Genomic DNA, 17825 nt, shown 5'->3' on the forward strand with positions numbered 1-17825 from the left:
ATTTTATAGAACAAAAGCGAAAGCGCCCGTTTAGAAACGTAGCGACTGGAGCGAATCAACTGAGATAAAGGAGGCACGGTGAGTTTACGAACCGATGCCGACTTATCGTAGGGCGAATCGTGAAGTCGCCTAGTTTCTGGGTGCTAGAGCTAGACGTGGCTCTTCCACGCTTAACCTTATCTAAATTCTATAGTTTTCAAAGCAACAAAAAATCCTCCATCCGAAAAGGGACCGAGGTTATGGTGGTACCACCCTTGTTTGCACCCATTATAGTGGCGCACACTTAAATGTATAACGGCACGACCCGCGCTCATTTTACGGTTTAAACCTTCCAATGGCGAACTCAGGAGGCAGGTTCTAATTTGTGTCAGTAGGAATTCACAGCACCATTCCCTCTCTTGTACAGACAAACAAATTATACTAATCCTCTTCAACGTTTCGTATATATCCCTAAATATAAAGGGATATGCTTGTAAAGTCAAGGTGAGAAGACCCTCCCCCCTTGACTAAACGTTTTCTCAAACTATTTGAGGTGCTTTTCATATAAGGAAAAGCTGTCTCCATCTGCAAGCGCATTTCCTATATAAGTGAAACCTACTTGTCTGTAGAAGTTGTTTAGTGCAGAATTATTAGCAATACAGTCGAGTCGAAGAGTTGCCTCTGCTCCTACTATGCTTTCCTCCAACCAAAACAAAAGGTCTCTCCCTATGTCTCTACCAGTATAGTGGTTATCTACAGCAAGACGATGTATATAATAAGCTTGATCTTTTCTTTGACCCCAAAGTTGCACATCCCAATCGTTTTGCTTACTTGATAGATTAAAGGTAGCAACGAGATCATCATCATCTTTTACAATATAAGTCACACCACGGTTAATGGAAGAAACAATTTCCGCATCTTCCCCACCATCAAGCAAGAATTCCCATTGATTTGACCCTTTCTTTTGCAATCGGGAGGCTACCCCTTTTAATAAATCTGTTACTGCTTTCGCATCAGAGGCCGTTGCTTGCTTTACAGTAAACGATTCAAAGCGGTTTGTTCTAAATAATGATTCCATCCGTATCCTCCCTCCTTCACATAAGTTTTCTATATAATGTTTGCTCCCAGTGTATTTTCAAAGTGGCCAAGTGCCCATTCATGGCCCGCTTGATTAAAGCTAGCAACTGCATTCTTATGAATGACAATCTTAAATCCTTTATTATAGGCATCCACTGCTGTATGTAACACACATATATCTGTACATACGCCTACTAGGTGGACTTCCTCAATGCCCCGCTCACGTAACTTCAATTCTAGCTCAGTCCCAGCAAAAGCACTGTATCGTGTTTTATCGCGATAATAAACATTTTCTTTACCTTTATATTGCTCATAAAGTTCGGCTAAGCTTCCATAAAGATCCCTGCCGGACGTCCCTATAATATTATGTGGCGGAAAAAGCTTAGATTCTGGATGCAATGCATCTCCTTCTTGGTGAGCATCAATTGCTAATACAACATAATCACCGGCCGTAATAAACTCCTCCGTTAACCTTACAATTTCTTTTTCAATAGCTTGTCCTGGTTTCCCGCAGGTTAGCTTACCATCTTCCGCTACGAAATCATATGTGTAATCTACATTAATTAAAGCACGTTTGCTCATTAGGCTTCCCCCTGTTTAATATGATAGATTTTTACTTCATGGGCTACTCCATATTTTCTCTCGGCTGCATGATAGGTTGGACCTACGATATCTGTATAGGAAAATCCATGTTCAATCGCTGTCGTAACAAAGCTTTTTGCTCTTTTTACGGATTCATAAACTGAATAACCTTTTGTTAAATATGCTGCTATAGCAGCGGAATAACTACAACCAGCTCCACTTGTATTGACAGTATCAATACGCGGGACCTCAAATAACATCATATCCTTTCCATCGTATAGGACATCAATGGCTGGACCTTCCAATCTGCCACCTTTGACAAGTACATTTTGACAACCAAGATCGTAAAGGTCGACAGCTGCCTGCTTTAGTTCCTCTACAGACTTGATACTTCGGCCATCTAAAAGCAAGGAGGCCTCGGGAACATTCGGCGTAATAAGGCTTGCCATCGGGATCATTCGTTCTTTTAGTGCACGAATCGCTTTATCCTCAAGCAGCTTCGAATTCATCTTTCCTACCATTACCGGATCAACAACTAAGTAGTTTATATCCGCTTGTCCTACTAATTCCGACACCGTCTTTATTATCTCTTCGGAAAAGAGCATGCCGATCTTTATTCCTTCTACACCTACCTGTTTGATAGCTGTAGCAAATTGTGCTTCAATGGCCTCTACTGTCTGGAGATGAACATTTTTATCTGTTTTGGGATGCCTGGAAACAATCGCTGTAAGCACACTCATTCCGTAGACATCTAATTCCTGAAATGTTTTCAAATCTGCCTGGATCCCCGCACTGCCTCCTGCAGCAGACCCGGCAATGGTCATCACTCTTGCTGGTAGTGTCATCAGAAAAACCCTTTCTATATACTCTTTCTCTTTCTCTAGAATATCACAACAATTAAGAACCAGATAATCATAATGAGTTGCAGTACTACTTTTGCTACTGCTCCTCCTAGGAAGCCAATTAACGAACCTACTGAGGCGAGCAATGCTTCCTGGGCTGTTCTCTTTTGTAGCATTTCAATAATAAATACAGCAATAAACGGAATAATGATGATGCCAAACGGTGGAATGATAAAAGAACCGATGATCACAGCAATTGCTGCAGCTCTCTCGCCCCATTTACTACCACCATACTTTTTCACAAAATAACTATTTGCAATAATGTCTGAAGCTATAAGCACCACTGTTAGGACTATCATAACTGCCCAAAAAACCACATTAAGCTCCGTGTTATCTAATACAAAATGGTAAAGCAAAAATCCTCCCCATATAACAAGTACAGATGGGATAATAGGAAAAATAATGCCAACAAAACTTAGTATAAACAAGACGCTAATAGCGATCCAAATCATTATATCTAGCATAGATTCCTCCAGTGATTATTTTTTTCGAAACATACTTGAAAGCTTTGTCTCTTCTTTTCTCCATATACGTTTATAATTTTCCATATGTTTCATGATACTCAATAAAGATAGCAACACGACGACCATGGTTGGTTCCATCCCGAAGAACATATATGTTGTCACTAGAAAGGACAGATACATGAACGTTACACCTACTACAAGATAATCTGTCGTAAAGGTAAACAAGAGTAATATAATAATTCCTATCAATGCAATTTTCCAATCAATCGCCAATAAGATCCCAACAAGGCTAGCCGTGCCTTTACCTCCACTGAATTTCATGGTAATGGGGTAGTTATGTCCAAGAATAACAAAAAGCGCCGTAATATAAACGAGTAAAGCCTTGGCGTCTCCACTAATTCCGTTTTCTGTTAAAACAAATAATGCTAATAAAATTGCAATTGTACCTTTAAAGATATCTATCAACGCTACAAGGATACCGTATTTCCAACCAAGCAAAATCGTCGTATTAGAAGCACCAGCATTTTTGACACCGCTGTTTTTTATATCGACTTTCTTCATTTTGCTGACCACTTGGGAGCCGTGGATGCAGCCAAAGATATAACCGATGATACTGACCATAATGGTTAACATAGAAATCCCCCTTGTTGGACTTATTATAACGTAAATAATATAAAGAAAGAACATGAAAATGCCTAATTAAGCTCCCCTCCAACAGCATAATGACCTCTTTATTTGTTAAAATAAAAATAGAAATAGAAAAGTTAAGGGGAAAAACAGCATGCGACATATTTACAGCACTCTTAGTACGTGGCTCATTATAATTTTGTTCCTCGTATTGCTTTTTATATTATATAACCAACAAAACAGCAATTATGAAGATAAAGGCACAGATGCATCAATGCCAACAGATCTCCATCCTATCGTAGAAGAAAAGAAAAACAAGCTTATTGAGGAAGCTAAAGAAATAGATATAGATATTGTTATTACGGAAACGGTTCGGACTTTCGATGAACAGGCCGATTTATACGAACAAGGCCGAACAACAGAAGGAAACATCGTAACATATGCACAGGGTGGAGAATCTTATCACAACTATGGTTTAGCTATAGATTATGCTCTTTCCGATAAGAACGGGAACATTGTTTGGGATATTAACTATGATGGCAATGAAAATGGTGAAAGCGATTGGTTTGAAGTAGCAGATATTGCAAAAAAATTAGGGTTTGAGTGGGGGGGTGACTGGGAAAGTTTCAAGGATTATCCCCATCTTCAAATGACGTTCGGGCTTTCAATTAGAGACCTGCAAAATGGATTACGTCCAAAAGAAGATCTAGAAGTCGAGGAAGTAGACAATAAATGATAAGTTGACTATAATAAAATTAGTTTGAATTCAAACTAATTTAAGAATACCTTATGAAATTACGAGGAGGAAGGCTTATGGAACTAAAAGGCATTCATCACGTCTCGGCCTTAACGGCAAACGCAAAGGACAACTATTCTTTTTATACAGAAATACTCGGTATGCGTCTTGTTAAAAAGACAGTAAATCAAGATGACACATCCGTATATCATCTATTCTACGCAGACGAAGTGGGTAATCCTGGAACAGACTTGACGTTTTTTGAAATACCACGAGCAGGTACCACATATCCTGGTATTGGCAGCATTTCAGCAACTTCACTGCGTGTTAAAGATGATAAAGCTTTAGACTACTGGAAACAACGTTTTACAGAGTATAAAGTAGATCATGATGAAATTAGCACAGTAAATAATCGAAGAATTATATCATTCCGGGATCCAGAAGGACAGCGTCTTAAGCTCGTCTCAGATGAAACAAACAATGGTGTAAAAGGTGGAACACCATGGAAAAAAGGTCCAGTCCCTGTTGAGCATGCTGTCATTGGACTTGGGCCAAGTCATCTTACAGTAAAAGAGCCAGGCCCTACTATTAAGGTGTTAACAGAGGTGCTTTCCTTTACGGAAACCGATCGTTATCCTTCCTCTATTTCTGGACAAGAGGATATACTGGTTTTTTCGACAGGAGAAGGTGGCACAGGGGCTGAGGTACATTTAGAAACTCGAACCGATCTTCCAAGGGAGCGACCTGGAAGAGGGAGTGTCCATCATGTGGCATTCCGTGTAGAAGACGAATTGGAATTACAGGAGTGGAAAAAACGCCTGCAAGCAGCTAGACTGCCTAACTCCGGGTTGGTGGAGCGATATTATTTTAAATCCCTTTATTTTAGAGAGCCTAATGGTATTCTATTTGAATTGGCTACAGATGGACCTGGCTTTACCACAGATGAAGATCCAGAGCATCTAGGTGAGTCACTTGCATTACCGCCATATTTTGAGCAAGACCGGGAACGTATTGAAGCTAAATTGAAGCCACTTCATACAAAAAGAGGCTAAGCTAACTATACTAGTCCTGTAAAACCATAAAAAAGTCGAGCAATCCCGCTCGACTTTTTTCAATCCAAATTTTATTACTCTCCTGGAAATAGAAGATCATGTTGCTGCCTTGCTTTTGCCGTCCACTTCGCAACCCATCTACTACGTTCTAGAAATGCCTCATATTTTTGATGGTTTTGTTCTTTCACCATTTTAACGAAAGCCTGAGCTTCATAGATCATGTCTAATTGTTCCTGTTTTTCAGCTAATTCTGTTGTTTCTTTTGTTTTTCTATCATAAAAGGATAGCTGTTCAATTGGGGCAACGTGGTCCATTCTTAAAGCTCCATCTTCCCCATGGATTTCAGATGGTATCGTCCCTTGCGCTACTTTTGAACATAGAATGGTTACAATAAAATCATTATAGGTTAGTACAAGGGTGCCGCTTCCATCTACCCCGTTCGATAACAGGACAGGAGAATAGTTAATATCCTCCGGCTCGCCAAACAAGTCTAGCGCCATACTCAGTGGATAGACTCCCAAATCCATTAATGCGCCCCCAGCAAACTCCTTGGAAAATACATTGGGCTCTTTCCCATCTTTAAAAGCATCATATTTGGAAGAATATTGTACATATTGAAGCATCACACTGCGTACTTGGCCAAGTTGGGGCAGGTGATCTTTCAATTTCATATAGTTAGGTGAAAAAAGATGACGGAACCCTTCAAATACAAAGACACCCTTTTTCTTTGCTGTTTCTTGTACATGTTTCCACTGTGACTCGTTTAAGACCATTGGTTTTTCGCAGAAAACATGTTTTTCATTCTCTATACACATGATCATATGTTCATAATGCATTAAATTTGGTGAAGCGATGTAAATAAATTCGGATTCTTTATCCTCAAGCATTGCTTCTAGATTAGAAAACCATTGTTTTGCTCCGTTTTTCTCCGCAAACGTTTTAGCCTTCTCTTCTGTTCTAGAGTAAACTGCATGCAGCTCAGCCGCCCCTGATTTTTTTGCAGCCGCTATAAATGCTTCTGTTATCCAGCTTGTACCTATTGTTGAAAACTTCATTTCTATCATTTCTCCTCTTCTTCAATTTCCTCCTGGTTGTCATCTTCGGTGCTATTCTCACCAGGTAATGGATCAACTTCATGTTTGTATGCATACCCTTTTGAAATGGTAAACAGTGATAAAAGCAACACAATTGCCACTACAACGACCATCACAATAATAACAATAGTATAAGTAGACAAACTGTTTCCCCCATTCTAGGTCTTGTCAACTGGCTTTATGATACCATAGATGGTCTTTGTATATGGCAGATTTACTTCTGCCTTTTCAGCCAGCCTGATCGCTCCCCCATGTAGATGGTCTAACTCGAGCTGCAGCCCTTTTCTTCTATCTTGGTGCATGGAGGAGGTCGCCTCAGCCTCTAGTGTGAGTAATTTCTTTTTTGCCCCTTCAATATGCTCATTTTTCAGTTCTGCTCCATACGCATTTGCTAGCTGCTTCATTTCCTTCAACAATTCTTTAGCAATTTGAAACGTTTCCGGATGCTTTCTTATTTCTCCAATAGCAAGATTCGTAGCTGTAGTAATACCAGAAAAAGCGTTTATAAATGAATATTTTTTCCACATTTCCTGTAGGATATTCTCGGTTAGTGTAGCATGGAAGTTCGCTTTGTCAAAAAGGGCTTTCAGCTTTTCGCATACTTCTCTTTGCTCAGGATATAACGGTCCAAAAATGAGGTCATGAAAGTCACTTGAATGTATGACATGCCCCTTGTTATCGAGTGTCGCAATAATAAAAGACAAGCCCCCGAGTATAGCTTCCTTGCCTAAATGCTGTTGCAGAAGTTCGATATGTTCTATCCCATTTAAAACAGGAAGCACATAAGCCCCTTTTTCTGAAAGAACTTTTAGCGGATCAAGAATTCCATCTAAGTGATACCCTTTCACGCCTGCTAACACAAGGTCTGCCTCAGGAATGCTTGATACATCTGTCGTAATATTTGGTTGCTTAATAGTGTAGTCACCTTGTTTACTCGAAATGTGCAATCCTTGCTCTTTTAATTGGGCTGCTCTTTTTTCCCGTACCAGAAATGTTACTTCTGCACCTGTTTCATGTAAGCGAGCTCCAAAATATCCACCCAATGCTCCTGCTCCCGCTATCACAACTTTCATACGTATGCCCCCTTTGTTTAACTCTTGTTCAACTCTTTCTATCGTACCTTGTCCTTATCTGTGTTGTCTATAATAGCATTTTAAAACAATGCCTTCATTTCCAACCAAATGTTGGGAAAATCAAAGCATATGGAACAATACTCAAGTATATTTTTATCTCTGACGCTCTAACTCACCTATTCGCAATCTACGCCAGTTAATTATAAATAATCAAAATATACTGGGTTTGAAACGTTTTTGTAATACCTTTAACATAATTATATAAGTGCTTTTCATTAAGTTAGCCGATTCTCGGTAATTTTTTTTACATATAAGGGATGATTTTTTTCCTAGGAACAAAGTCATGTATTGAATGATTACCTTGTAAATGTAGCTTGATGAAAGAAAAGCATGTTTGGAAAATAAAAATTAGGAGGTCAATAGAAACATATGAAGAAAATTATACTTACTAGTTTATTAGGTTTAATATTAATCGCTCTGGCTGCCTGTGGCTCAGATGATGAAGGCGCAAGTAGTGATGGTGGCGACAGCGATAGTAATGGCGGAAAACTGGAAGAATTACAAGAAGCAGGAACGGTTACAATCGGTTTCGCTAATGAAGAACCATACGCCTATGAAGAAGATGATGAACTAAAAGGGGCAGCGGTAGATATTGCAGAAGCTGTATTTGCTGAGCTAGGTATTGATAACATGGAATCACAGCTTGCTAACTTTAGTTCACTCATTCCTGGTTTGCAAGCAAATCAATTTGATGTTGTGACAGCAGGAATGGCTATTACACCGGAACGTTGTGAACAAGCGGCATTTGGTGAACCAGAAATGGTGTATGGTGAAGGCCTTGTCGTACAGGCTGGAAATCCTATGAATATCCAAAGCTACCAGGATATTGCTGACAACCCTGACATCCGGGTATCCGTAATGTCTGGTGCAACAGAAGTGGGCTATCTTGATAGTGTTGGAGTTAGCGATGATCAAATCACAACTGCCGATGATATCCCAGCAACCTTCTCGGCCATTCAGTCAGATAGAGCAGATGTAACTACTGCTACTGAAATGACCCTTCGCATGGCAGTGGAAACTGCCGGGGATGACCTTGAGTTTGTTGATAATTTCGAGCAACCTGATATCGAAGGAGTACCAAGCTATGGTGCTGCTGCATTTTCTAAGGATAATACGGATTTGAGAGATGCATATAATGAGAAGTTAGAAGAATTGAAAGAAGATGGAACTGTAGCCGAGTTGCTTGAAGCGAATGGATTCGATCCAGAAAGCAATATGGCTGAAGCAGGAGAAATCACAACCGAATCAGTTTGCAGTGGAGAAAACTACTAAATGTTAACACACGATAAGAAGTGCGTGATTCAATAAAAAGAATACACAAAGCGTTTAAACATCTTCTAGATGAAGAGACTCCATAGGGTCTTCCTCCCACCCAAGGGAGGCAGGTCCTATGTTTTTCTGTGTTGAATCTTATGAAAAGGAGTGATTCCAATTAGTGTATTTACAGAAATATTTCCTTACCTTATGCGGGGAATTAATATAACTATTTCTGTCCTGATCGCCTCAGCCATTTTAGGTTATTTGATGGCATTTGTCGCTGGGCTTTGTCGTCTATCTTCTAATATCATTATTCGAAAGGCTACTGGGTTTTATATCGAAGTTTTCCGTGGCACCTCTCTAATTGTTCAATTATTTTGGCTTTACTATGCTGTCCCCATGCTTTTTGACATCCAGCTCGGCAGCAACTGGCTTGTCGGGGTTATTGCCATTGCCCTGAATTACGGTGCTTATATGTCGGAAATTGTAAGAGGGTCTATTCTTGCTGTAGCCAAGGGGCAGACTGAAGCAGCAACAGCACTCAACATGTCAAGCTTTCAGCGTATGCGACTCATTATTTTGCCACAGGCGGTGCGCATGATGCTACCAGAATTCGGAAATTATTTAATTCAAATGCTAAAAGCAACTTCCTTGGTGTACTTAATAGGTATGAATGATATTTTATACTATGGAAACATCCTTCGAAGTAATGACCTATCGCAAGCTCCTACCGTGTACTTACTTCTATTGGTCTTCTACTTTATTCTAGCACTGCCGATTATCTGGCTAACGCGCAAAGCAGAAGTGATTTCCAAGAAAGGAGTGGCTAGCTAATGGATAATTGGAGTTGGGAAATATTTTGGGATGCCTTCCCTGTTGTACTTGAAGGCTTAGGTATTACAGTTGGATTAACATTCGCTTGCTATTTATTCGCACTAATATTCGGTTTTGTCTGGACCTTTCTGCGAAGGATACCATTTAAACCATTGAATTGGATCGTGACATGGGTAATGGAATTTATTCGTTCTACCCCTCCATTGGTACAGTTATTCTTTATTTACTTTGCGTGGCCTATGGTCCCCGTCGTTGGGATGACCCTGTCGCCATTTGCAAGTGCTGTACTCGGCCTTGGACTTCACTTCAGCACCTATATCGGAGAAGTATACCGATCCGGAATTGAAGGAGTCGAGAAAGGACAATGGGAAGCTTCACGAGCTCTAAATTTCTCTACCAGCCAAAAGTGGTTAAAGGTTATACTGCCACAAGCAATCCCTCCAACCATTCCAATGCTTGGAAATTACTTGATTATTATGTTTAAAGAGGTGCCACTTGCTTCTACTATTGGTGTAGTAGGAATCTTGCATATGGCAAACAGTTATGGTGCACAGTATTGGGCATATTTGGAGCCTTTAACAATTGTTGCGATTTTATTCTTAGTTTTAAGCTATCCTTCTGCTATTCTTATAAGTAAGCTGGAGAAAAGAATGAATCGACGGTTTAATAAAAATGAGGCATTAAATAGTAGCAAAGGAGCGACAACTTAATGACAGAGCCTATTGTAACATTTCAAAACATCCATAAATCCTTTGGGGATGTAGAAGTATTAAAAGGAATTAACCTGGATATTAAACCTGCTGAAAAAGTGGCGATTATAGGGCCAAGTGGTTCAGGAAAAACCACAATTATCCGACTGCTAATGACTTTAGAAAAGCCAACTTCCGGTGATATCATCGTTGATGGGAAAAATCTTTGGAAGATGGATAAGAACGGAAAACTCGTTGACGCGAATGAAAAGCATTTACGTCAAGTTCGCGGGGATATCGGGATGGTTTTTCAGCATTTTAACCTTTTTCCACATATGACTATTTTGGAAAACTGTATGACAGCTCCAATCCATGTGAAAAGCGAAGACAAAAAAACTGCGAAACAGCGCTCCATTGAGATGCTTGAAAAGGTAGGACTTGGAGATAAGCTAGATAATTATCCAAGCCAGCTTTCAGGAGGTCAAAAACAGCGTGTTGCTATGGCACGTGCCTTGGTTATGCGTCCAAAGGTCATGTTGTTTGATGAAGTCACCTCTGCATTAGACCCTGAGCTTGTCGGAGAAGTTCTAGAAGTAATCCGTGATATTGCAAAAGAAGGAGAAATGGCAATGATTCTCGTTACCCATGAGATGGATTTCGCCCTAGATGTTGCGGATAAGGTCTTGTTCCTAGATGAAGGTGTTATAGCAGAACAAGGAACGGCAAGCGAAGTTATTGAGCATTCTAAGAACGAACGACTACAAAGCTTCCTCAAGCGCTTTAGAGCATAGTTAGGTAAAACAATAAAAGCTTTGGAAACTGCCAAAATGGCGTTCCAAAGCTTTTTCATTTTAGTTACCTTGTAAACTAGACATCTTCCCCAATAATTTTAACTTCACGTTCTAGCTTCACGCCAAATTTTTCGTCGACTGTTTCCTGCACATGATGGATTAAGGCGATATATTCACTTGCAGTTGCCCCGTCTTTATTTACAATAAAACCAGCATGTTTAAGGGATACCTGAGCCCCTCCAATTTGTTTTCCTTGTAGCTCGCTATCTTGAATCAGCTTTCCTGCAAAATAGCCAGGTGGACGTTTGAACACACTTCCACAAGAAGGATATTCCAAAGGTTGCTTGGATTCTCGTTTAAATGTCAAATCATCCATGACTTCTTTAATTTTTTCATACTCAGCAGGTTGAAGTGCAAAGGTTGCTTCTAGAACAATGTATCTTTTTTCTGGGATGTTACTTGTACGGTAATCCATATCCAATTCCTCTACTGAAAGTGTTAGGAGATTACCTTCTGGGTCTACTACCTTTGTACTGACAAGAACATCTTTTATTTCTCCGCCGTATGCTCCAGCGTTCATAAATAATGCTCCGCCAACAGACCCTGGTATACCACAGGCGAATTCTAGACCACCAAGCCGACGCTCCAGTGCTTCTCTGGACACATCAATAATTCTGGCACCACTACCTGCAACAATGGTATTTGAATTTGTTTGGATTGTGGAAAGCTTTTTTAAATTCATGACAATCCCACGGATCCCGCCATCTTTTACAATTAGGTTGGAGCCATTTCCTAGCAAGGTAAAAGCTACCCTTTCACTGTTAGCCAGCTTTACGATAGCCTGTACTTCTTCATATGTCTCTGGTGTAACAAGAATATCTGCTTTTCCACCGAGTCGCGTGTACGTATGGTTACTTAACATTTCATCTACCATTACATTTTGCTTGCTTGTTATTCCTATTAGCTTTTCATATATGGGATGATGATTCATCTGTATCATTCCTTTGAAGTTATTCCGCATGCCGTAGCACCTATTACATTTTAATTTATTGAATGCGATCTTTCCATAAAAAAGAATGGATAAGTTGATCAACCTGTTGGTTTTCATGCAATGCACTATGCCCAAGATCCTTATCCTCAATCATAATTTCGTCAAGTTGTTCCTTTGGTATGATCTGACGCAACGATTCAAGACTTTCCGGAACCGCCACCATATCTCCCGTACTACCAATGCTTAAGACACGGGTATCTTTAGGAAATGGCCGTTTATGCAACATTTCCAGAGCAGCCGAACCCGGTATTAGATCTGTTGCGGCCGCACCATAATTCACTTGAAAATAGTCCTCACTGTAAATGCCATCAAACGGACTACCGATTGCTATAAATTTATCAACATTTGGATATATTTCCTTATCATTATATTGTTTCAGGAATTCCAGTGATACTATCCCACCCATGGAATGCCCGACTAAATTAACATTATCCACATAGAAGTGTTGCTTCATATGCTTTAAAACAGAAGCAAACCAGGCTGCACTTTGATTAAAGCCTGCCCGATTATCTTCAAATATAACCTGGACAAGGGGAGGCTCTGAACGCCCCTTACTTAAATTGCGCGCACTAATTTCCCCATTAGAAGAGACATAGTAAATTAACGCTTTGTTTCCCCAATTATACTTACTTTCAAAGCGATCCAGCATAAAACCAAACGAGTGATATGTACCCTTATAGCCATGCAGGAACACAGTTGGCTTTATCGTACTTATATCAGGCTTTCGTTCAGATTGATAACCTAATGAGATCATTCCCAACAAGACTATAAAGCCTACTGTTAATCTTGTGATGTTTTTTCGGTTCAAAAAGGATCCCTCATTTTCAAAGATGTGATCTTAGTATAACATCTTTCGCCCTGCTCCTGTCCCGTAATAGGTTAAATTTTTGTCTGCTAATTATATTAGCTGTGTTATTGGATGAAAGGACGGCTTTCGTTCGGAAAATGTAGTGATATAGGAAAAGCCAATTGACTGAAGTAGTTCTAAAGCTTCTTTAAAACCATAGCCTACGGTTCTCTCCACATGAGAATCTGAGCCAAGTGTAAGGATTTCTCCACCACAATCTTTATAAAGTTTTAAAATATCGGTACTTGGCATACCACTATTTAGTCCATAGCGAAATCCCGAGGTATTCAATTCAATTCCTCTTCCATCAGCAATGACCTGCTTAAAAATCTGTTGTAATAGATCATGGAAATCCAGTTTGCTCTTTTGCTTAGTATATCTCTTAACTAAGTCTACGTGTCCTAACACATTGTAGTCTTTAAAATGTGTTACACAATAAAGTAATTCTTCATAGTAAATTTGGTATGCCTCTTCTACTGTTTTTCCTGCAAAAAAACTACCTGAGTGAAGATCCTTACGCTCTGATGTGTGCATAGAACAAATAATAAAGTCAAATCTGTTTGTGTCTATAAGCTTCTTATACCTGGCAAGGAGATGTGGCTCAACACCAATCTCTACACCTTTCTTAATGCTTATAGCTCCCCCATATTGCTGTTTCATTTCCATTATTTTTCTCTCATACCTCTCAAGATCAAGATCAAAGGAAATCGAAGGGTCGGGATAATCAAAGTCCACATGCTCCGTAAAACAAATTTCAGTAAGCCCTCTTTCAATCGCTGTTTCAATTGTCTTCTCCATTGGTGTAGAGCAATCTGCCGAAAAATTGCTATGCATATGATAATCAAACATAAAATCTTCTCCTTTTGGTTGACTTTTCAAACTATACTAATTACAATACTATATAACTTTACTTAGATAAAGCAATAAAGTGATAAAGGATAAAAATTTTAAAAAGGAGCATTGTTATGCCATCCTACCAAATTGGTTCAGCAAAAAAGGAATCTAGCGAAATAGCATTCAACCGTAGAGAGTCCTTGATTACGCAATTAAAAACACGCTTTTCTACGTATGGATACAAACAAATTAGAACATCTACCTTTGAATCCTATGATCTGTATACAAACCTAAGTGGTACCGTAAACAAAGACGATATGGTAAAAGTTATCGATTCATCCGGAAAGGTTCTCGTCATGCGTCCTGATGTCACGATCCCTATAACAAGAATGGTTGTAGAGAGCGAAATGTTAGAGGAGCTTCGTTATTTCTACATTCAGGATGTTTTTCATAATACATCCAGTAACGGAAGTACGGAACGCACGCAGGCTGGTATTGAATGCTTAGGAAGTAACAGACCTGAAATAGATGCTGAAGTAATCATGCTTGCCATTCATAACTTAAAGGAACTAGGATTCGCTAATTTTAAAATAGAGATAGGCCATGCGGGATTTTTTAAATCCATAATAGAACCTGCAGGATTGTCTGATTCGGAAATGGAGCAGCTTCAAAGCTTGATTCAATCTAAAAACATTGTAGAAATGGTTCCTTTTCTTAAAGAATTAACATTATCAGAGGATTTACGAGATGCCATTCAAGCTATTCCCATGCTCTATGGATCTCCAAGAGAGGTTATGCAACAGATACCCACTTCCCTTTTAAATGAAAACATGCGAAAGAACCTGAATAACCTGACTTCCATCGTGGAAATTTTAGAAGATTACGAGGTTGGAGAGCATATCGTGTTAAATCTAGGCCTAATTAATAATATGAATTATTACTCGGATGTCATTTTCCAAGGATTTGTAGAGCAAGTCGGGCACCCCCTTTTAATGGGAGGCCGCTATAATCAACTTGGTGATCATTATGGGGTAGATCTTCCTGCTATTGGGTTTGCTTTTGAGGTGGATTTATTGCAACAGGCGATTCAGCAAAAAGGCCTGTTAAATGGCGTATCACCTATGTCACAACTCGTTATAACATACGAGAAAAACAAGCAAAAAGAAGCATTCCAAATAGCTAAGCTCTTACGTGAAGAGACATTTCCTGTCCGCATTTATCCAGAATCAATGGAGTTCTCTATAAATCCTACTGATACTAAAATTACTTTCACTAATGGTGTATTTAACATAACAACTGGTGAAGATACCCAAACATTTCATAGTTACCAAGCACTTCTCAATTTTCTTAAGCAAAACGGAGGTGAATAAGATGGGAAACATTACCTTAGCATTGGCAAAGGGCAGAACAGCTGAAAGCACCATAGATTTACTCAAAAAAGTAGGCATAGACTTTCAAGACTTTCATGAAGATACTCGCAAACTTGTATTCTATAGTGAAGATGCGTCGATTAAGTTAATTTTTGTTAAGGCAGTCGATGTACCAACCTATGTAGAAAAAGGAGCAGCAGACATCGGGATTGCTGGGAAGGACAACATTCTAGAATCACAGACGGACGTTTATGAACTACTTGACTTAAAAATTGGCCAATGTAAATTTGTTGTCGCTGGAAAGGAAGGAGATTTCTCCCCTGCCAAGCAACGTCTCACAGTGGCTTCAAAGTATCCCAACATAACGGAACAGCATTTTCGAAAAAAAGGGATGGATGTCGAGACAGTAAAGCTAAATGGTTCCGTTGAGCTCGCTCCGCTAATCGGCTTATCTGATGTAATCGTCGATATCGTGGAAACAGGTAATACCTTAAAGGAAAATGGCTTAGCAATATTTGAAGATGTAGAAAAAATAAGTACGCGACTTATTGTAAACAAAGCAAGCTTTGCAACCAAATCAAAGGACATACAGCGGTTCATCAATAGACTTAAAGAAGGGCTGGAAGCAGAATATGAAAATTCTAACGGCTGATGCTTACTTAAAAGAAGAATTGAACATGATGGAAGAGCAGCCAGACAACCAAAGTCTTGATGAAACAGTAATAGAGATCATTCAAAAGGTAAGACAAGAAGGAGATCAAGCATTATACAATTACACAAAAACCTTTGATGGCGTAAAGCTAACAGAGCTACTCGTATCTGAAGGAGAATTTACAGAGGCAACAAATCTAGTTGATGAGGCATTTTTACAATCCCTGAAGCAAGCGAAGAGAAACATCGAGGAGTTTCATCACATGCAGCTAGAAAAGTCGTGGTTCTATAATAAATCGCCGGGTATTACACTCGGTCAGATGGTCACACCTATGCAACGTGCAGGGATTTATATCCCCGGTGGAAAAGCTGCCTATCCATCCTCAGTGCTAATGAATGTGATACCAGCGAAATTGGCCCAAGTTGAGGAAATAGCGATTGTTACCCCACCACAAAAAAATGGGAAAGTGAACCCGCATGTACTCGTTGCAGCAAAGATGTTGGGTGTCGATACAGTATATAAAGTCGGTGGGGCGCAGGCCATAGCTGCCTTAGCTTATGGCACAGAAACGATTAATAAAGTAGATAAAATCGTCGGACCTGGCAACGCTTATGTCGCGCGGGCCAAAAAGTGGGTGTTCGGTGATGTAGCTATAGACATGATCGCAGGACCAAGCGAAATCTGTATAGCAGCAGACGCTTCGGCGCCACCAGCATATATTGCTGCGGACTTACTTTCACAGGCAGAGCATGATGAGCGTGCTCGCACCTTCTTAATTACAACTGACACTGAATTAGCAGAAAAAGTAAAAGCAGAGCTTTATAAACAAGTCGAAGGACTTGAGAGAAAAGATATTATTAAAGCAGCATTAGAGAATTATGGCCACTCTATTATTACAAAAGATGAAAAGGAAACATTCGAGCTTATTAATCATATAGCACCAGAGCATTTAGAGCTCATGCTAGAGAATGCTACAGATAAATTGCCTTTTGTTAAAAATGCTGGGGCCATTTTCTTAGGGAATTATTCTCCAGAGCCACTTGGTGATTATGTCGCCGGACCGAATCATACCTTGCCAACGAGTGGAACAGCAACCTTTTCCTCTCCGCTAGGTGTTTATGATTTTCTGAAAAGATCAAGTATTATCAACTATTCACAAGAAGCGTTATTAAAAGCAGCTGATCCGATTATATGCTTAGCAGAAACAGAAGGGTTAACAGCCCATGCAAATGCAATTTATTTACGAAGGGATGAAAATAATGCGTAATCATCTTGTTACTCGCAAAACGTCCGAAACAGATATTTCACTAAAACTTGCCATTGACGGTGAAGGCAAATCTACTATCCAAACTGGGGTTGGCTTTTTTGACCATATGCTTATTCTACTAAGCAAGCATGGGCTGTTTGATTTAGAGATTACGTGTCATGGTGATTTGGAAGTTGATCAACACCATACCGTAGAAGATATTGGCATTGCACTAGGGGAGGCCTTTCGTGAAGCACTAGGAAGCAAAGAAGGAATAACACGTTATGCTACTGTTACTACCCCAATGGATGAAGCATTATCTACCATATCGCTTGATATAAGCGGTAGGTCCTATCTTGTATTTAACGTAGATGGGTTAAAAGATAAGGTTGGAAACTTTGATACGGAGTTGGTAGAAGAGTTCTTTCAAGCTTTTGCAAGCAACGCAAAAGTGACCCTTCATATTAACCTGTTATATGGTCAAAACACCCACCATATGATTGAATCCATTTTTAAAGGTGTGGGTCGTGCCCTAGATTTAGCAAGTCAGCAAAATGGCCGGATAAAAGGTATTCCCTCAACCAAAGGAAGCCTTTAATAGATAACAT

At 39.6% G+C, this 17825-nt stretch carries 21 protein-coding genes and 1 other annotated feature; of the genes, 10 read left to right on the forward strand and 11 right to left on the reverse strand.

Going from position 1 to position 17825, the window contains the following annotated elements; all coding sequences use genetic code 11:
- Positions 1 to 223 precede the first annotated feature (223 nt).
- Positions 224 to 443 (reverse strand) — a binding site (T-box leader).
- 80 nt (positions 444 to 523) lie between these two features.
- From BN985_RS00480 to BN985_RS00500, 5 genes are read right to left on the reverse strand one after another with little or no spacing between them, the layout of a single operon-like run.
- A complete protein-coding gene (locus BN985_RS00480; protein ID WP_042220446.1) occupies positions 524 to 1057 on the reverse strand; it encodes a GNAT family N-acetyltransferase in 534 nt (177 codons plus the stop codon).
- Between the two features lie 29 nt (positions 1058 to 1086).
- Positions 1087 to 1638: a cysteine hydrolase family protein gene (locus tag BN985_RS00485; RefSeq protein ID WP_042220447.1), complete on the reverse strand. Its 552-nt coding sequence runs from the start codon at positions 1636 to 1638 to the stop codon at positions 1087 to 1089.
- The gene (gene thiD / locus BN985_RS00490; protein ID WP_042220448.1) at positions 1638 to 2483 is read right to left on the reverse strand and encodes a bifunctional hydroxymethylpyrimidine kinase/phosphomethylpyrimidine kinase; all 846 of its coding nucleotides are present in this window, start codon (positions 2481 to 2483) and stop codon (positions 1638 to 1640) included. Before thiD ends, BN985_RS00485 begins: the two co-directional genes overlap by 1 nt.
- Before the next feature lie 35 nt (positions 2484 to 2518).
- The gene (locus tag BN985_RS00495) at positions 2519 to 3004 is read right to left on the reverse strand and encodes a DUF456 domain-containing protein (RefSeq protein ID WP_042220449.1); all 486 of its coding nucleotides are present in this window, start codon (positions 3002 to 3004) and stop codon (positions 2519 to 2521) included.
- 15 nt (positions 3005 to 3019) lie between these two features.
- A complete protein-coding gene (locus BN985_RS00500) occupies positions 3020 to 3637 on the reverse strand; it encodes a glycerol-3-phosphate acyltransferase (RefSeq protein ID WP_042220450.1) in 618 nt (205 codons plus the stop codon).
- Positions 3638 to 3785: 148 nt separating this feature from the next.
- On the opposite strand from BN985_RS00500, the gene BN985_RS00505 reads away from it, so the two are divergent.
- Positions 3786 to 4367, forward strand: a complete 582-nt coding sequence (locus BN985_RS00505; RefSeq protein ID WP_042220451.1) for a M15 family metallopeptidase — start codon at positions 3786 to 3788, stop codon at positions 4365 to 4367.
- Between the two features lie 77 nt (positions 4368 to 4444).
- Positions 4445 to 5419 (forward strand): ring-cleaving dioxygenase, encoded by a 975-nt coding sequence (locus BN985_RS00510; protein WP_042220452.1) that lies wholly within the window; start codon positions 4445 to 4447, stop codon positions 5417 to 5419.
- Between the two features lie 74 nt (positions 5420 to 5493).
- On the opposite strand, the gene BN985_RS00515 is transcribed toward BN985_RS00510, so the two are convergent.
- The 3 genes from BN985_RS00515 to BN985_RS00525 are packed head-to-tail and all read right to left on the reverse strand — an operon-like array spanning position 5494 to position 7586.
- On the reverse strand, positions 5494 to 6474 hold the full coding sequence (locus BN985_RS00515) for a Gfo/Idh/MocA family protein (RefSeq protein ID WP_042222791.1): 981 nt from the start codon (positions 6472 to 6474) through the stop codon (positions 5494 to 5496).
- 5 nt (positions 6475 to 6479) lie between these two features.
- A complete protein-coding gene (gene ytzI, locus BN985_RS00520; RefSeq protein ID WP_084157422.1) occupies positions 6480 to 6656 on the reverse strand; it encodes a YtzI protein in 177 nt (58 codons plus the stop codon).
- 15 nt (positions 6657 to 6671) lie between these two features.
- Positions 6672 to 7586, reverse strand: a complete 915-nt coding sequence (locus BN985_RS00525; RefSeq protein WP_042220454.1) for a ketopantoate reductase family protein — start codon at positions 7584 to 7586, stop codon at positions 6672 to 6674.
- 429 nt (positions 7587 to 8015) lie between these two features.
- Between BN985_RS00525 and ehuB the strand changes: the two genes are divergently transcribed.
- The 4 genes from ehuB (at position 8016) to ehuA (ending at position 11217) form a co-directional block, all read left to right on the forward strand.
- The gene (gene ehuB, locus BN985_RS00530; protein ID WP_042220455.1) at positions 8016 to 8918 is read left to right on the forward strand and encodes an ectoine/hydroxyectoine ABC transporter substrate-binding protein EhuB; all 903 of its coding nucleotides are present in this window, start codon (positions 8016 to 8018) and stop codon (positions 8916 to 8918) included.
- Between the two features lie 192 nt (positions 8919 to 9110).
- Complete coding sequence (locus BN985_RS00535) at positions 9111 to 9737, forward strand: amino acid ABC transporter permease (RefSeq protein WP_042222792.1); 627 nt, start codon at positions 9111 to 9113, stop codon at positions 9735 to 9737.
- The gene (gene ehuD / locus BN985_RS00540) at positions 9737 to 10447 is read left to right on the forward strand and encodes an ectoine/hydroxyectoine ABC transporter permease subunit EhuD (RefSeq protein WP_042220457.1); all 711 of its coding nucleotides are present in this window, start codon (positions 9737 to 9739) and stop codon (positions 10445 to 10447) included. The genes BN985_RS00535 and ehuD overlap by 1 nt, the downstream gene beginning before the upstream one ends.
- The gene (gene ehuA, locus BN985_RS00545; protein ID WP_042220458.1) at positions 10447 to 11217 is read left to right on the forward strand and encodes an ectoine/hydroxyectoine ABC transporter ATP-binding protein EhuA; all 771 of its coding nucleotides are present in this window, start codon (positions 10447 to 10449) and stop codon (positions 11215 to 11217) included. The genes ehuD and ehuA overlap by 1 nt, the downstream gene beginning before the upstream one ends.
- A 76-nt stretch (positions 11218 to 11293) precedes the next feature.
- On the opposite strand, the gene murB is transcribed toward ehuA, so the two are convergent.
- The 3 genes from murB to BN985_RS00560 all read right to left on the reverse strand — a co-directional run bounded on the left by murB (position 11294) and on the right by BN985_RS00560 (position 13964).
- Positions 11294 to 12238 carry a UDP-N-acetylmuramate dehydrogenase gene (gene murB, locus BN985_RS00550; RefSeq protein ID WP_232225510.1) on the reverse strand — a complete coding sequence of 315 codons (945 nt, stop codon included), beginning with the start codon at positions 12236 to 12238 and terminating at the stop codon, positions 11294 to 11296.
- A gap of 25 nt (positions 12239 to 12263) precedes the next feature.
- A complete protein-coding gene (locus tag BN985_RS00555; protein WP_042220460.1) occupies positions 12264 to 13076 on the reverse strand; it encodes an alpha/beta fold hydrolase in 813 nt (270 codons plus the stop codon).
- Positions 13077 to 13166: 90 nt separating this feature from the next.
- On the reverse strand, positions 13167 to 13964 hold the full coding sequence (locus tag BN985_RS00560; RefSeq protein WP_042220461.1) for a histidinol-phosphatase HisJ family protein: 798 nt from the start codon (positions 13962 to 13964) through the stop codon (positions 13167 to 13169).
- Positions 13965 to 14080: 116 nt separating this feature from the next.
- Between BN985_RS00560 and hisZ the strand changes: the two genes are divergently transcribed.
- From hisZ to hisB, 4 genes are read left to right on the forward strand one after another with little or no spacing between them, the layout of a single operon-like run.
- The gene (gene hisZ, locus BN985_RS00565) at positions 14081 to 15319 is read left to right on the forward strand and encodes an ATP phosphoribosyltransferase regulatory subunit (RefSeq protein ID WP_042220462.1); all 1239 of its coding nucleotides are present in this window, start codon (positions 14081 to 14083) and stop codon (positions 15317 to 15319) included.
- 1 nt (position 15320) lies between these two features.
- A complete protein-coding gene (gene hisG / locus BN985_RS00570) occupies positions 15321 to 15971 on the forward strand; it encodes an ATP phosphoribosyltransferase (RefSeq protein ID WP_042220464.1) in 651 nt (216 codons plus the stop codon).
- Positions 15952 to 17238 (forward strand): histidinol dehydrogenase, encoded by a 1287-nt coding sequence (gene hisD / locus BN985_RS00575; RefSeq protein WP_042220465.1) that lies wholly within the window; start codon positions 15952 to 15954, stop codon positions 17236 to 17238. Before hisG ends, hisD begins: the two co-directional genes overlap by 20 nt.
- On the forward strand, positions 17231 to 17815 hold the full coding sequence (gene hisB / locus BN985_RS00580) for an imidazoleglycerol-phosphate dehydratase HisB (protein WP_042222796.1): 585 nt from the start codon (positions 17231 to 17233) through the stop codon (positions 17813 to 17815). The genes hisD and hisB overlap by 8 nt, the downstream gene beginning before the upstream one ends.
- Positions 17816 to 17825: the final 10 nt, after the last annotated feature.

The organism is Oceanobacillus manasiensis, assembly GCF_000724085.1.
In the GTDB taxonomy this organism is placed as follows: Bacteria; Bacillota; Bacilli; order Bacillales; family Amphibacillaceae; genus Oceanobacillus_B; species Oceanobacillus_B manasiensis.